The 13,158-nt window shown below is 66.0% G+C and carries 16 protein-coding genes; 5 read left to right on the top strand and 11 right to left on the bottom strand.

Going from position 1 to position 13,158, the window contains the following annotated elements; all coding sequences use genetic code 11:
* Positions 1-61: 61 nt before the first annotated feature.
* From V0R59_RS07945 to V0R59_RS07930, 4 genes are all read left to right on the top strand, one after another.
* Positions 62-1,003 carry a chromate resistance protein ChrB domain-containing protein gene (locus tag V0R59_RS07945; RefSeq protein ID WP_028240154.1) on the top strand — a complete coding sequence of 314 codons (942 nt, stop codon included), beginning with the start codon at positions 62-64 and terminating at the stop codon, positions 1,001-1,003.
* Positions 1,004-1,041: 38 nt separating this feature from the next.
* Complete coding sequence (gene chrA, locus V0R59_RS07940) at positions 1,042-2,370, top strand: chromate efflux transporter (protein WP_051231744.1); 1,329 nt, start codon at positions 1,042-1,044, stop codon at positions 2,368-2,370.
* An 11-nt stretch (positions 2,371-2,381) separates the two neighbouring features.
* Positions 2,382-2,981 (top strand): superoxide dismutase, encoded by a 600-nt coding sequence (locus V0R59_RS07935; RefSeq protein WP_028240156.1) that lies wholly within the window; start codon positions 2,382-2,384, stop codon positions 2,979-2,981.
* 61 nt (positions 2,982-3,042) lie between these two features.
* Complete coding sequence (locus tag V0R59_RS07930) at positions 3,043-3,492, top strand: chromate resistance protein ChrB domain-containing protein (RefSeq protein WP_017677027.1); 450 nt, start codon at positions 3,043-3,045, stop codon at positions 3,490-3,492.
* Positions 3,493-3,726: 234 nt separating this feature from the next.
* Here the strand turns inward: V0R59_RS07930 and V0R59_RS07925 are convergent, their stop codons facing one another.
* From V0R59_RS07925 to V0R59_RS07885, 9 genes are all read right to left on the bottom strand, one after another.
* Positions 3,727-5,712, bottom strand: coding sequence for a relaxase/mobilization nuclease domain-containing protein (locus V0R59_RS07925; protein ID WP_028240157.1), 1,986 nt, complete (start codon positions 5,710-5,712; stop codon positions 3,727-3,729).
* Positions 5,713-6,160: 448 nt separating this feature from the next.
* On the bottom strand, positions 6,161-6,760 hold the full coding sequence (locus V0R59_RS07920) for a S26 family signal peptidase (RefSeq protein ID WP_028240158.1): 600 nt from the start codon (positions 6,758-6,760) through the stop codon (positions 6,161-6,163).
* The gene (locus V0R59_RS07915) at positions 6,757-7,314 is read right to left on the bottom strand and encodes a DUF2840 domain-containing protein (RefSeq protein WP_015476696.1); all 558 of its coding nucleotides are present in this window, start codon (positions 7,312-7,314) and stop codon (positions 6,757-6,759) included. Before V0R59_RS07915 ends, V0R59_RS07920 begins: the two co-directional genes overlap by 4 nt.
* A complete protein-coding gene (locus V0R59_RS07910) occupies positions 7,311-7,574 on the bottom strand; it encodes a hypothetical protein (protein WP_023094609.1) in 264 nt (87 codons plus the stop codon). Before V0R59_RS07910 ends, V0R59_RS07915 begins: the two co-directional genes overlap by 4 nt.
* Complete coding sequence (gene parA / locus V0R59_RS07905; protein ID WP_015476698.1) at positions 7,571-8,209, bottom strand: ParA family partition ATPase; 639 nt, start codon at positions 8,207-8,209, stop codon at positions 7,571-7,573. Before parA ends, V0R59_RS07910 begins: the two co-directional genes overlap by 4 nt.
* A 241-nt stretch (positions 8,210-8,450) precedes the next feature.
* Entirely contained in the window at positions 8,451-9,308 is an 858-nt protein-coding gene (locus V0R59_RS07900; RefSeq protein WP_156867395.1) for a replication initiator protein A, read from the bottom strand.
* Positions 9,309-9,334: 26 nt separating this feature from the next.
* Positions 9,335-9,604 (bottom strand): helix-turn-helix transcriptional regulator, encoded by a 270-nt coding sequence (locus V0R59_RS07895; RefSeq protein WP_003488056.1) that lies wholly within the window; start codon positions 9,602-9,604, stop codon positions 9,335-9,337.
* A gap of 90 nt (positions 9,605-9,694) precedes the next feature.
* Positions 9,695-10,492: a DUF2285 domain-containing protein gene (locus V0R59_RS07890; RefSeq protein WP_028240160.1), complete on the bottom strand. Its 798-nt coding sequence runs from the start codon at positions 10,490-10,492 to the stop codon at positions 9,695-9,697.
* A 335-nt stretch (positions 10,493-10,827) separates the two neighbouring features.
* Positions 10,828-11,178 (bottom strand): DUF2958 domain-containing protein, encoded by a 351-nt coding sequence (locus V0R59_RS07885; RefSeq protein ID WP_015476702.1) that lies wholly within the window; start codon positions 11,176-11,178, stop codon positions 10,828-10,830.
* Between the two features lie 318 nt (positions 11,179-11,496).
* Here V0R59_RS07885 and V0R59_RS07880 point away from each other — a divergent pair, with 318 nt between their 5' ends.
* Positions 11,497-11,790 carry a helix-turn-helix domain-containing protein gene (locus V0R59_RS07880; RefSeq protein WP_015476703.1) on the top strand — a complete coding sequence of 98 codons (294 nt, stop codon included), beginning with the start codon at positions 11,497-11,499 and terminating at the stop codon, positions 11,788-11,790.
* Positions 11,791-11,860: 70 nt separating this feature from the next.
* On the opposite strand, the gene V0R59_RS07875 is transcribed toward V0R59_RS07880, so the two are convergent.
* Both V0R59_RS07875 and V0R59_RS07870 read right to left on the bottom strand, forming a co-directional pair.
* Positions 11,861-12,175 carry a DUF736 domain-containing protein gene (locus tag V0R59_RS07875; RefSeq protein WP_014646114.1) on the bottom strand — a complete coding sequence of 105 codons (315 nt, stop codon included), beginning with the start codon at positions 12,173-12,175 and terminating at the stop codon, positions 11,861-11,863.
* Positions 12,176-12,933: 758 nt separating this feature from the next.
* Positions 12,934-13,143 (bottom strand): hypothetical protein, encoded by a 210-nt coding sequence (locus V0R59_RS07870; protein ID WP_028240162.1) that lies wholly within the window; start codon positions 13,141-13,143, stop codon positions 12,934-12,936.
* Positions 13,144-13,158: the final 15 nt, after the last annotated feature.

The following is a 13,158-nucleotide window of genomic DNA, read 5'->3' as shown; positions in this document are numbered from 1 at the left end:
CCCTCCGCCTCAGAAAAAAATGTTGTAGAGTATTATTCTACATTGAGATAATATCTACAACATGAAGATGATCACCCTGATTCTGTCTTTGCCCACCGAGAACGCCACAGCCCGGCAACGGGTCTGGCGTGCCCTCAAGGCATCCGGCGCCGCCGTCCTGCGCGACGGTGTCTACCTGATGCCGGAACACGAAGATTGCCGCACCACCCTGGAAGGGCTGGCGGCCGAAGTGCGCGAGGGAGGAGGGAGCGCCCATGTGCTGCACATCGAGGAGCCGGAGGGAGAGAGCTTCGTCGCCCTGTTCGATCGCGGCGCTGAATTCACCGCCCTGTCAGCCGAAGTGGCACAGGTGCGGGAAACGCTGACCCCCGAGACCGTTCAAGACGCGCTCAAGCAAGTGCGCAAGCTGCGCAGGGCCTTCACCAATCTAATCGAAATCGACTTCTTCCCCGGCGAAGCGCAACGGCAGACGGATGCCGCCCTGTGTGAACTGGAACTGGCCTGTGCGCGGGCCTTGTCCCCGGACGAACCGCAGGCGATGAACGGCGTGATTGAGCGCCTGGGCCTGTCCGACTATCAGGGCCGTACCTGGGCGACGCGGCGCCGGCCCTGGGTGGACCGGCTGGCCAGCGCCTGGCTAATCCGCCGTTTCATCGACCCGCAGGCGCGGATTCTGTGGCTGGACAGTCCTGACGACTGCCCGCCCGACGCGCTGGGCTTCGATTTCGATGGTGCCACCTTCAGCCACATCGGTGGTCGCGTCACCTTCGAGGTGCTGGCTGTGAGTTTCGGGCTGGAACAGGCTGCCATCGCACGGCTTGGCCTACTGGTGCATTACCTCGATGTCGGTGGCATCCAGCCGCCCGAGGCGGTCGGCATCGAGAGCGTACTCGCCGGGCTGCGCGAAACCCTTACCCAAGACGATTCGCTGCTGGCCGCCGCATCTGCTGTCTTCGACGGCTTGCTCGCCAGCTTTGACAACAAAGGAGCAACCATAACGTGACAAATAACGTGACAGAAAGTTTGACGGAGGACGTTGTAGTGGCGGCTCCGCCGCCGGTCGGTTTTTGGGAGGCTTTTCGTCTCTGGCTAAAACTCGGTTTCATCGGCTTCGGCGGCCCCGCCGGACAGATCGCCCTCATGCACCGGGAACTGGTCGAACAGCGCCGCTGGATCAGTGAACGCCGTTTCCTGCACGCGCTCAACTACTGCATGCTGCTGCCGGGTCCGGAAGGGCAGCAGTTGGCCACCTACATGGGCTGGCTCATGCACCGTACCTGGGGAGGCATTGTGGCGGGCACCCTGTTTCTGCTGCCGGGGCTGGGCTTCCTGATCCTGTTGTCGTGGCTCTACATCGCCTACGGCGACACGGCCCTGGTGGCGGGACTGTTCTACGGCATCAAGCCCGCCATCACGGCGGTCGTGGTGCAGGCCGTGCATCGCATCGGCTCGCGGGCACTCAAGAACAGCGTGATGTGGGCCATTGCCGCCGCCGCTTTCGTGGCCATCTTCGCGCTGAACGTGCCCTTCCCCTACATCGTTGCCGGCGCCGCACTGACCGGCTACATCGGCGGGCGCATTGCACCGCACAGGTTCAAGACGGGTGGTGGTCATGCCGCAGCGGACAAGTCCTACGGCCCGGCACTGATTGATGACGACACACCAACGCCCGAACATGCCCGATTCCGCTGGTCCGGCCTGTTGCGCGTGGCCGTCGCCGGCTTTCTCCTGTGGTTGATTCCCATGGCGCTGCTCACGGCAGGCTACGGCTGGGATCACAGCCTGACGCAGATGGGATGGTTCTTCACCAAGGCGGCCCTGCTGACCTTCGGCGGCGCCTATGCGGTACTGCCCTACATCTACCAAGGCGCGGTTGGCCATTACGCCTGGCTCACCCCGACGCAGATGATTGACGGCCTGGCCCTCGGCGAAGCGAATCCGGGGCCACTGATCATGGTGGTGGCTTTCGTCGCCTTCGTGGGCGCCTATGTGCAGGCGCTGTTCGGTCCCGACCTTCTGTTCGTCGCCGGTGCCGTCGCGGCGGCGCTGGTGACCTGGTTCACCTTCCTGCCTTCCTTCATTTTTATTCTCGCCGGCGGACCGCTCGTCGAATCGACCCACGGCAATCTTCGCTTCACGGCGCCCTTGACCGCCATCACCGCAGCCGTCGTCGGTGTGATCCTGAACCTGGCCGTGTTCTTCGCCTATCACGTGCTATGGCCCGAGGGCCTGGCCGGGCGCTTCGACTGGATATCGGCGCTGATGGCGCTGGGAGCGGCTGTAGCCCTGTTCCGCTTCAAGCGCAGCGTCATCCAAGTCATTGCCGCCAGCGCTGTCGTGGGCCTGGTGTTGAAAACCCTGATTCTGTGAGGAACGAAGCCATGTCACTTGAAATACGCGCCTTGCCAATTGATCCAACCAGTCTCAGGGGTCTATCGGAACGACTGATTGTCAGCCACCATGAAAACAACTATTCAGGCGCGGTCAAAAGACTCAATGCCATTCGCAGAAAGCTCGCAGAACTTGATTACTTGAATGAGGCTGGATTTCTGATCAATGGCCTCAAGCGAGAAGAACTGGTGGCCTACAACTCGATGGTGCTGCATGAAGTGTACTTTGCGGCGCTGGGCGGTGATGGCCAGTTGCCGCCCGGCGACTTACGGGACGCCATTGAGCGCGACTTCGGAAGTCTGGCTCGCTGGCAAACCGAGTTCTCTGCAATGGGCAAAGCATTGGCGGGGGGTTCTGGCTGGGTGCTGTTGGTCTGGTCACCGCGTGATGGTCGGCTCAGCAATCAATGGGGATCTGATCACTGTCACGCCATGGCAGGGGGAACGCCCATACTGGCCCTGGATATGTATGAACACGCCTACCACATCGACTACGGCGCGAAGGCAGCAGCCTATGTAGATGCATTTATGGAAAATATCCTGTGGGATGAAGTGGCCAACCGATATATCCAGTGCGCCCGGACAGCCTGATCAGCATCTGCGCTTTGATGAAGGGTTCGATCAAGTCAGCCGAGTCACGAAGGAGGCAATGATGAAGTGGATTACACGTGAACGTCCCAAAATCGACCGTATCGCTTGTCCCTGGCTAATTCTGCGCTTCATCGACCATGATGCCGAGTTCCTTTACGTACCCGCATCAGAGGTTCTAGCCATTGCAGAGAAAACGGGTGCGATACCCTATGACATCCCAGGAGTAGAGTTTAGCCACGTCGGGGAGCAATGCAGCTTCGATGCCTTCTTGGCAAAGTACCAGCTAACCGAACCAGCACTCGTGCAGTTGGCCAACATCGTGCGCGGTGCCGACACTTCACGCCTCGAACTCACACCACAATCGGCGGGCCTCTACGCGATCTCGCTCGGCCTATCGCGCATGTTCGTGGACGACCACGAGATGCTGCGCCACGGCCTGGTGATGTATGACGCCCTCTATGCTTGGAACCGAGAGGGTCAAGACGAAACCCATAACTGGCCGCCTGCCTGAATGAACCCAAGCCCTTGGGATCAACAACCCCCAGGCGGCCTGGCAACACATTGAATCAGGAAGTGCCCTTTCGAATAGGCTGGCACTCCACTTCCGATGTCAGCTAGCAACGCACGACGTTCGTGAGGCTGCGATAGGAATATTCTGCGTATGCCAGACAGATTTCTATAACCAAGCTCTTTATGACAAGACCTGCGGTTTCATGTTGACGCTGGATGGATCTATATCAGGAGATCAGCCAACGGCAGGCCCACGCTGCCGTCCTATCTCCCAGGACACCCCGCCGCCGCGCACCGTAGCGGCAAGCTGCTGGCCCAGCCGCTGCTCGACCACCGGCCGCCACGGCACCAGACTGAACCCCTTGCCGTCATCGAGCATGGCGTAGCGCCCGCTGGCGAGCATGACGCTGCGCCGGTAGATACCGGCCACGCGCTGACCGTCACCCGCAGGCCGATATTCCAGGCCGGTTTCGGCCGCAATGTCCCTGGCGGCCTGCGCCAGCTCCCGATTGCGCAGCGTGCCCAGCAGATTGCGCGCCAGGATCACGCGCTGCCCACGCCGCTCTGCCAGCCCCTGTTCGGCCAGGAAGTCGGCACGGTGCTGCATCGCCTGTTTGGCCTCGCTGCCAAAACCCAGGTCACCCAGCCCCGACCCGCCACCGATCAACTGCTGGTCGAGCCAAGTGGCACCGATCACGCGGGCCTGCCGCTCGATGGGCAGGTGCGATTTCAGTTCCACCGCCACGCCGCCCAGGCGCTGCGCGTCATAGCGGCGGCCCTGTTCGGCCAGGTCGTTCGGCACCTTCCATAGCCCCTCGGCCACGCGCTCCACGATGCCGGCGCGGCGCAGGGCTTCCAGCCGGCGGACGTGGGCCGCGACGACTTCGTGCGAATCGCGGCCCGGCACGGCCTGACCCTGCGCGACGGCCAGGTGGTGGTCAGTGCGGTACAGGCCATCGCTCGCCAGCGCGGCGATGTTCTTGTCGGCCGCGCGCACGTCGGCCGACCCCTTCACCTCCACCACGGCGCCAGTCGGGTAGTTCGCCAGCTCGTCGCGGGCATTGAGCGCGACGTAGTGGGCCTTGCCGTCCACGCCGTCGATGACCAGATAGCCCCGGTCGCGCAGCTCGTCGGCCAGTCCCTTCGCGGCCACGCGGCCGAGGATGGTTCGGCCCTCGTCGCCCGGCTCGAACACCGCCAGTTCGCGCGGCTCGCCGCGCATCGCCCGCTGCATGGTGCGGATGATGTCGCCACGTTCGCCCAGGGCGCGCAGGGTCTTTTCCGCGTCGGCATGGACGGCCCAGGTGCCCGGCTGCATCTCGTCGGCCAGGCCCAGGCGCTGCAAGCGTTGCAGCCGGCCGATCAGCAGCAGGCGCTGGCGTTGCAGCCCAGGTTCGTTGAACCGTTCGATCTGCACCCGACCATCCTCGCCGGCCTCTCGTTGCAGGGTACGGTCGAGGCTCGTCCACCGTTCCTGCTCCACCTCGCGTTGCAAGGTCTGCTGGATCTCCAGCTCGGTGCGCGGCCCCAGCCATTCGGTCGCCAGTTCGGCGGCGCGATGGCGGAAGCCATCGGCGATGTAGTCGCCCGCGATGATGAGGTCTTTGCCGGTGTCGTCGCGTCCGCGCACGACGATGTGCGTGTGCGGGTTGTCGGTGTTCCAGTGGTTGACGGCTACCCAATCGAGGCCCATGCCCAGGTCGGCCTCCATGCGGCCCATGAGGTGCCGCGTGTAGGTGCGCAGGTCTTCCAGCTCGGCGCCGTCCTCGGGCGAGAGGATGAAGCGGAAGTGATGCCGGTCGTCGGCGCAGCGTTCCTTGAAGGCGTCGAGGTCGGCGGCATCGGTCTGCGGCCCGTAGGCTTGGCCCGGCTCGCCATCGCGGCCTACGCCATCGCGCTCGATGTAGCGCAGGTGCTTGGCGAGCGACTGCGGGCTGGCCTGGCGCTGGTTGACCAGCAGCGTCTTGATGGTCACGCGCCGCGACATGGGCGTCAGCTTCGCCCCGGCGAAGCGCGCCGCCGTGTGGCCGCGACCCAGGCGCGAGCCGGGCCGCTGGCCCGTGCCCCTCCCGGAGCCGCCGGCAGCACCAGGACGACGCACCGACGACTTGCCGCTGCTGGCCTTGCCTGCCTGCTTGAGCACCTTGGAGACGAAGCCCTGGCCCCGGTTCTTCGGGGCGCTGGGGCGGATGCGGAAATCATCGTCGCGGCGGTCGGTCATGGCTGCGCCCCCTGCAAGCTCTGGCGTGTCCGGTCGTGCGAAGCACGCGGACACGCCCGCATCGGCGCGGGCTTCGCGCCCCACGCGGCACGGCGGCGAAGCCGCTCCGTGCCGCGCAACCCCCATGTGCAGACTGGCTTTCGACGCGGCCCGGTGCCGCGTCCTTTTGTCTTGCCTTCCGCCTTTGCCCCTCGCTGTCGCTCCGGGCGTCGGCGGCCCGGCGGCGCTGCGCTGCTTGCAGCCAGCCCGCCGGCGAACGCGCCAATGGCCGCAGGCCGGGCGCGTTCGAGGCAAGACACCTGCACGCTGGACGGCTGCGCCGGATGTTGCGCGAGGCGCGGCGCGAATGCGCCCGCGCTGCACGCGCGACGACACGGCGGCAGCCACTGGAACGACATGCTCGATGGCACGACGAGAGGCACGGCAACGTGCAGCGAATCGACGGCCATCATGGGCGTGTCTCCAGCCAGACCGGGTGCGCGACGCCGATCACGGCGGATGCGCTGACCGGGCCGAAATAGCGGCTGTCGAACGATGCCGGATTGGTCACGCTCAACAGGAACAGCTCGCCCGGTTCGAGGCGGCGGCAAAGCTGCAAGGATGGCAGCGGCCGGCCCAGCCGGTCGGCAGGCAGCGAGGCGGCCGCAGGCACGCCGTCGATGCGTACCTGCCCGGCGACCATGCAAACGTGTTGCGGCGCGACCGCGCCCACACGTTTGAGCAGCGGAACGCGGGTCGGCAGGTAGCCGCGCTGCGCAGCCAGCATGGCGGCCCTGTCGGGCAGCGGCACCAGCACGATGCTGTCCACGGACAACGGACGTGGCAGCGAGGCGGTGCGCGGGTCGAACGGTTCGATGCGATACCAGCCGACCGCCACGCTGTCGGACGGGTTGTAGGTCAGACGCGGCAGCGGCGACACGAAAGCCGCCCAGGCCAGCGCAGCGAGGCCGACGGCAGCGAAGCCCGCCAGCACGATGCGAACGCGCAGGCGCGAGCGAGGATGCGGCGCGGCTTCGTGCGTGCATGTGGTGTTGGATTGGGTCGTCATGGCAGCGCCTTTCCGGCCAGCCAGGCGGCGTGCCGCTCGGCGGTGTATTCGGGCAGCGCCAGGCGGGCCGCCAGACGGTTGCCCAGCGTGCGCCAGTACGCGGGCGACACGTCGATGGCGGCGATGCCTTGCCCTTCGATGCCGTCGATGCGTTCCAGCACGGCAGGCACCGCGTTTTCGCCTTCGGCGTGCAGCAGCAGGCGTGCGCCCGGCCGCACGCCGGGGATGCGCTGCATGTCGTCCAGCGGCGTGGCGGCTTGCATCACCATGAGTTGCCAGCGGATCGTGCCGTAGTCGTTTGCTTCCCAGCGCACGCGGCAGAACATTGCACGCGGCAGGAACACCGCGCAGCGCCGCCAGCGGTCGAGCCGCAGCGTGCGCGCCGGCTCGCCGAAGCGCAGGTAGAGCTTGAAGCGCGGTTCGATGTAGGCGAGCGATACGCGAGTCAGCGGCACGCTGCCAGCTTGGTCGGCGAGCGTCGAAAGCGAAGGCGGCGGCGCAGCAGCCGGTGCAGCCGTCGCCGCATGAGCGGCAGGCAAGGCGGATCCGTTCATGGCAGGTTCTCCGGGCGCTTGTCGGGAAACTCCCGCTCCAGCAGGCCGCGCAGCAGTTCGGCCACGGTCACGCCCTGGCCGAAGGCGGCGATCTTGATGCGCGCGCGCAGCGCAGGCGTCACGTCGAGCGTCAGGCGTGCGGTGTAGAGGTCGCCTTTGTTGAGTGCATCGGCATCGCCCTGGCGAATCCACGCCTCGGCGTGCGGATTCGCGGGCGGACGTGCGCCGATGCCGACGCGCTTGCTGCGCGGGCTGCTCATGTCGGCCACCGCAGCAGTTCATCGGTGAGCACGGCAATCTCGCGTGCGGCGGCGCTGTCGGGCGCGGTTTCGCGGGCGAGCCGGCCAGCGGCCACGCTGTCGGCGAAGACGATGCGCTGGCGCACTTCGCTGTGCAGCGCCGGCAGCGGCTGTTCGGCCAGCGATTGCCGTGCTTCCCTGCCGATGATGGTGGTACTGACGCGCCGATTGATGACGAAGGCCGCGCGCAGCGCAGGCCGGAACACCTGTGCCTCGCGGATCAGCGCCACCATCTCGGCGCTGGCCCAAAGGTCATACGGGCTGGGCTGCACGGGAATCAGCACGCGCTCGGCCGCCAGCAGCGCGGAACGCGCCAGGGCGGCGATGCGCGGCGGGCCGTCGATGATGATGTGATCGGCGCGGCGGGCCAGCTCCGGCGCTTCCTGATGCAGCGTTTCGCGGGCGAGGCCCACGGCGCTGAACAGCCGTGGCAAGCCCTGCTGGCTTCTGCGCTGCGTCCAGTCCAGCGAAGAACCCTGCGGGTCGGCGTCCAGCAGGATGACGTGCAGCCCGCGCATCGCCAGCTCGCCCGCGATGTGGGTAGCGAGTGTGGTCTTGCCGACGCCGCCTTTCTGGTTGAGAAACGCGAAGATCATGGCGCGGCCCTCCCTGCTGGAAAGCCGGCCTGGCCGTGCCGTTTCGTGGTTGTCCACCGAAACGACGCGTTTCTACTAAAAGTTAGAGATTTATAGTTAGGTAAGTTAGAGGGGTCGCAAACCCGCGCCGTTACTGGCTTTGCGGCGTTTTCGTACTCCTGATAGCACGATAGGCGTACTCCCGATAGCACGATACCCGGCACTCCTGATAGCACGAGGCCGTCCACAGCTTTTCCCGCAGTTATCCCCGTGCCGTGAACGGCACGGGCCGGAAGGTCAGCAGTTCCAGCTTCTCGTCCGGCATCGACTCGATGCCCAGGACGTAGCCGGGCAGCGACTGCCGCGCGACCAGCACGCGCAGGTCGTAGGCGAAGTCCGAGAAGCGCGCCGCGCTGCCGGACTTGCGGTGCAGATGCCGGAAGTCGAATTGCCAGCCGTGTTCCTGCCGCCCGCCGTGCTTGCGCACCAGGCGATACAGCCAGCGTTCGATGCCACCTTTCAAGCGGAAATAGGCCGGGTCGATGGTCAACACCAGGGCGGCATCGAGCACGCCGGCATAGAACCAGTCCGGCAGGATCAGCTCGATGCCCAGCGGCGTGCCGCTGGCGTCGGCCAGCTCGCGCCATTCGTTCACCCACGAAAAGCGGTGCAAGCGCCTCCCGGTGGTTTCGCGGATGGAAGTCGCCACGCTGGTCGATTGCAGCCGGTCGAGCGCGGCTTTCAGGCGCTGGTAGTCGTTCAAGGACGTGCCGCGCCCGATGAAGCGCAGGATTTCGTAGGGCGTGGCGTGTATCCAGCGCGACGGGCGAATGCCTGCGTCGCGCGCCTCCACGATCTGCGAGGCCGCCCAAATCAACACGTCGGCATCCCATATCGTGGCGATGCCGTGCTCGGCCGTGCCTTCCACGCGGATGGTGATGTTCCCGCTGCGGAAGTCGATCGGCGCCGTGCGCCGCGACTTCGCCAGCGAGAAGAACGGAAAGGCCATCAAGTCCTGGCTGTCGCGCGGCGCCATGCCGTCGCCCGGCAGCGCGCGGAACAGGTCGAGCTGTTCCCGCTGCTGCGATCGCTGCCCCGACGGCAGCGATGGGCTGGACATGACGATGGCCACCGGCGAGCCGACGATCAGCGGCCATCACGGTAGTCGCCCGCGTGACGCTCGGCATATTCCGGGTCGGACGTGGCCTCGTAGCTGCGCTGGTCGGCCCAGGCATCGAGGTCGGCCACCGCGTACATGACGCGGCGGCCGAACTTGCGGAACTTCGGGCCGCCGCCGATCACGCGCTGTTTCTCCAGCGTGCGCGGCGACAGACGCAGGTATTCGGCGGCTTCGTCGTTGGTCAGGTAGCGTTGGGGCTGCACGGGCGCAGCGACAGCAGCGGCGGCAGGCCGCAAGGGAGCGGGTCGCATGGGATGTACCTCCATCAAGCCCGGCCACACCACGCGGCCGGATAGAGGCACTTTCAAGAAAGCAAGGCTTCCTGCTCAGGGACGTTTTGCAGGGGATGCAGCGCGTCCCTGTGCAACGGGCGGAAGCTGTGCCAGGCGGCGATAGCCGCCGCGCATCAGCGCATCGCCCCGGTGCACCAGTCGCCGCACGCGGGCGCGCAAGGCGCTATCGGCGTACCAGTCGGCGGCGACAGCATCGACGCCGAACAGCCCTTCGGCCACGTCGCGCAGGGACGCGCCCGCGAGGGTGCCGTCGAGCGCCTGGAGCGTGTTCAACTCCAGCAGCGCAGCGGGTGCCGGCCGCGACCGTGCCGTTCCCGCTGGCGCTGCATCGCCAGCGGCGGCCAGCTTGTCCAGTTCGGCCGCCAGCGCCTGATAGCGTCCGCAGGATGCGGCGCAGGCGCGAATGGCATAGGCGTAAGCCATGCCGTCGGCCAGGCCGGGAGCGATCACCAGCCGCAGGCAGCAGCCCAGCCAGCGTGTCAGCAGCACCAGGCGCTTGCCGTCGTGGATCAGGTGCTTCTGGCCGGGAAGGCACCAGAACGCGAAAGCCACCGCGTCGGGCGGCGGGTCGGCGTCCGGGTAGAGCTGCACTACCGCATCGTGATCGGGGAACCAGGCCGGGTGCGCGTCGCGCGCATCCAGGGCGGGATCTTCCAGCAGGCGCAGTCCCCAGCGCGCGGCGGCCTCTGGCCGGCGGCGGCGGCGCAGCCAGTCGCGGCGGTAGTCGGGGTGGCGACGCAGGTATTCCCACGCCAGCGCGGGGCCGTCGAGGTGCAGCATGTAGAGATACGCGGCGGTCGGATACCAGTGTTCGGCGCTCGGGTCAGCCATGACGCAGCCTCCTGTCATTCAGCAGGAACGTCGCCACGGATTCCGCTGTGCGGGAGCTATCGAGTCGCCATCAAGTCGTCATCGAAATCGGGGTACTCTGTAACTGCGGTGTCAAGACCGATTGGCTCCAGGGCATTGCGGAAATCGTCTGAATGCGACGGTTGCGCGCCACAAAAATGGTGCGCAGCATGGAGCACCGTGCAGCAGCCCGCGCCATAGATCATGACTGTTTGCATCAGAAGCGCACCGCTTCGGTGCAAGAGTGCGGATTCAGACCAATCAGGTCTTGGGTAAGACTGAAATAGTCAGAATGCGCCGTCGTTGGCTGGGACTGCTCAGTCGGTGATCGAACCGTTTTCCTCGGCCAGCCGCAGGTACTCCGACAGCCGCCGCACGGGCTGGAAGTAGCGATCGCGCATCACAGGTTGCTTGTGCGGCCCGACGATGGACGCCAGATCGGACAGCTTCACATGGCCCAGGCCGGGCATGCCTATTCCCAGGTCGATCAGCCCCCATGCCGTATCGCCATCGGCCGGGTCGAGCGCGGCCAGCAGCCAGGTGGCGTGCGCGTCGGGGGTGAACAGTCGCACCGCCGGCATTGGGTCGATGCTTCGGCCAGCGGCGCGTGCCGCGCCGACGGCGAGCAGTTGCGCCCGCTGTTCAGCGGTGACGAGCGGCTGGGTCATGGCCCGAATCCCCACGCATCCGAGGATGCACGGATACGATTTTCCACCGAAGCGCGGAACCGCCGAAGCGGATGCGTGCTTTGGCGGGAAAGCACGAAGGCGCAAGCCATCGAATCCGTACATGCACGGAAACGCGGAAGCGGAATTGCGCAGGCCAGGAAAGACACAGATGCGGTTCCCAGATTCTGTCGGAATCCGCCCATGCGGATTTCTGCAAAGGCACGAATACGGAAATCAACGACACCAAATGCGCACTATAGTTTGTAGCCCTATAGTGCGCAATCGGCTGTCATCTTGGTTTTCTAAGGAAAACCATAGGTGGCGGCGAAAGACTCATTGGCGACAGCAATACGGACGGTCAGGAAAGCGCGCGGCTTGAGCCAGGAAGCGTTCTCCGACGTGTCCAGCCGTACCTACCTGAGTTTGCTGGAGCGCGACCTGAAGAGCCCGACCATGCACAAGCTGACCGAGCTGTGCGAGGTCATGGACGTGCATCCGCTCACGTTGCTGACGCTGGCCTATGCCGGCGACAGCACGCGCAGGGCCGATCAGCTTCTGGCGCAGGTGCGCCAGGAGCTGGAGGCGGTGTTGAAGGAACGCGACACGCCGTAGGCGCGTGCGTGACGTGCTGCGCCAGCAGCACGGCGCCCCGCCGCAATGGACGGGGCGCGGTGGGCGGCCGTCAGGCTGCCTTGGGCTTGCTGCGCGACCAGATCAGGTCGTGCGTGCCGTCCTCGTTCTCGATCAGGCGGGCATAGACCGTCGCCGGGAACGAAGGGTCGTCGATGCTCACGGACAGGTACTCGCGCCCGGCCTCACTGGTCTTCTTCCACGCCGCGCCGATCTCGTGGCCGGCCGCCTGAAGGTGGAAGTCGGGGGCGTTCTCGCTGTCGCCCTTGTCGTTGGGAACCAGCTTGACCTTGACGTTCAGGGTCAGGGTGCGGAGCTGGCCGGTGAAGCCGTCTTTCTCTGCGGTGAAGGTGCCGATGTTAGCCATGATGTTTCTCCTTTCGGGTTGAACAAGGTCGCGCCAGTGCGTCCTTGTTGTGATCCGGCCGGCGGGGGATGGGCTGGCCGCACCGCGCAGCGGTCGCAACACCGTGGAGAACCTGGAAGCGAAAAGAATTTGCCGCGCGAGGAAGCCGCGCAGCGGCGGGGAAATTGTTTTCGCTGGAAGGTTGCGGCCATGAAGCCCAAGGCGTAGCCGTTCCCTCGCCAGGATTCACGACAAGCCAAGGACGCACGGGCCGCCCGCCCCCGAAAGGAGACATGGCCGACTCGGCATCCCCGCGTGACGGCTGCACCGGCTTGCGCCCTGACGCGAACCAGGTCAAAGCCCCGACGACAAGGCCAGAGCGCCCCTGCCGCAGCGCGCGACCACATGCTTGAGGCGTGGTGTGGATGCTCCATAGCGAGGCCGGGTGGCGTGTCGGTGAATCGCCCTTCGTGACGTACAGGCGCGAATCGCCAGCGTCGGGGACGGCACGCTATCGCACAACCTGCCGCAGCAAGCCGGGGCGTAGCCCTACAAGCCCCGCCCATTGCGGCGGGGCGCCATCGAAACCTTGCCCGCGCCAGCGGGCACCGATGGACGTGTCGCGTGCAAGGCACTTGCACGTCCGCCCCGTTGCCGCCTGGACGAAGGCGGCAACGGGGCGATTTTGACTTCGACGTTGGAACCGGGCGCGGCCACCGACGCCCCGGATTTTTGACCACCGGCCCCAAGGCGGAACGGCTTGGGGCCGGTGCTGCTCGTTATTCCTTGGTTTCGACAATCCACCACGCGGCACGCGGCAAGGTGTGGCCGGTAATGGGATGTAGGTCGGTCAGGTCGGCGCGGGCCGTCCAGCCACGCGGCGGACGGTAGCCGCGCACGTCGCCATCGCCGTGCCAGCGGCGGGCGCGTACCGTACCGGGGGCATAGATCGCCGCCATGCGCGGGCGGTCCGTGGTGTTGCGGCTCATGATAGGAATCCTTGG

The sequence above is a fragment of the Pseudomonas ulcerans genome, assembly GCF_036324125.1.
Lineage (GTDB): Bacteria > Pseudomonadota > Gammaproteobacteria > Pseudomonadales > Pseudomonadaceae > Aquipseudomonas > Aquipseudomonas ulcerans.
This window is presented reverse-complemented; position numbering and strand designations above follow the sequence as displayed.

Excerpts from the sequence above, each read along its gene's own strand:
- V0R59_RS07945 (WP_028240154.1), top strand. The coding sequence starts at position 62 with ATGAAGATGATCACCCTGATTCTGTCTTTGCCCACCGAGAACGCCACA.
- V0R59_RS07935 (WP_028240156.1), top strand. The coding sequence starts at position 2,382 with ATGTCACTTGAAATACGCGCCTTGCCAATTGATCCAACCAGTCTCAGG.
- V0R59_RS07930 (WP_017677027.1), top strand. The coding sequence starts at position 3,043 with ATGAAGTGGATTACACGTGAACGTCCCAAAATCGACCGTATCGCTTGT.
- V0R59_RS07925 (WP_028240157.1), bottom strand. The coding sequence starts at position 5,712 with ATGACCGACCGCCGCGACGATGATTTCCGCATCCGCCCCAGCGCCCCG.
- V0R59_RS07920 (WP_028240158.1), bottom strand. The coding sequence starts at position 6,760 with ATGACGACCCAATCCAACACCACATGCACGCACGAAGCCGCGCCGCAT.
- V0R59_RS07915 (WP_015476696.1), bottom strand. The coding sequence starts at position 7,314 with ATGAACGGATCCGCCTTGCCTGCCGCTCATGCGGCGACGGCTGCACCG.
- V0R59_RS07910 (WP_023094609.1), bottom strand. The coding sequence starts at position 7,574 with ATGAGCAGCCCGCGCAGCAAGCGCGTCGGCATCGGCGCACGTCCGCCC.
- parA (WP_015476698.1), bottom strand. The coding sequence starts at position 8,209 with ATGATCTTCGCGTTTCTCAACCAGAAAGGCGGCGTCGGCAAGACCACA.
- V0R59_RS07900 (WP_156867395.1), bottom strand. The coding sequence starts at position 9,308 with ATGTCCAGCCCATCGCTGCCGTCGGGGCAGCGATCGCAGCAGCGGGAA.
- V0R59_RS07890 (WP_028240160.1), bottom strand. The coding sequence starts at position 10,492 with ATGGCTGACCCGAGCGCCGAACACTGGTATCCGACCGCCGCGTATCTC.
- V0R59_RS07885 (WP_015476702.1), bottom strand. The coding sequence starts at position 11,178 with ATGACCCAGCCGCTCGTCACCGCTGAACAGCGGGCGCAACTGCTCGCC.
- V0R59_RS07875 (WP_014646114.1), bottom strand. The coding sequence starts at position 12,175 with ATGGCTAACATCGGCACCTTCACCGCAGAGAAAGACGGCTTCACCGGC.
- V0R59_RS07870 (WP_028240162.1), bottom strand. The coding sequence starts at position 13,143 with ATGAGCCGCAACACCACGGACCGCCCGCGCATGGCGGCGATCTATGCC.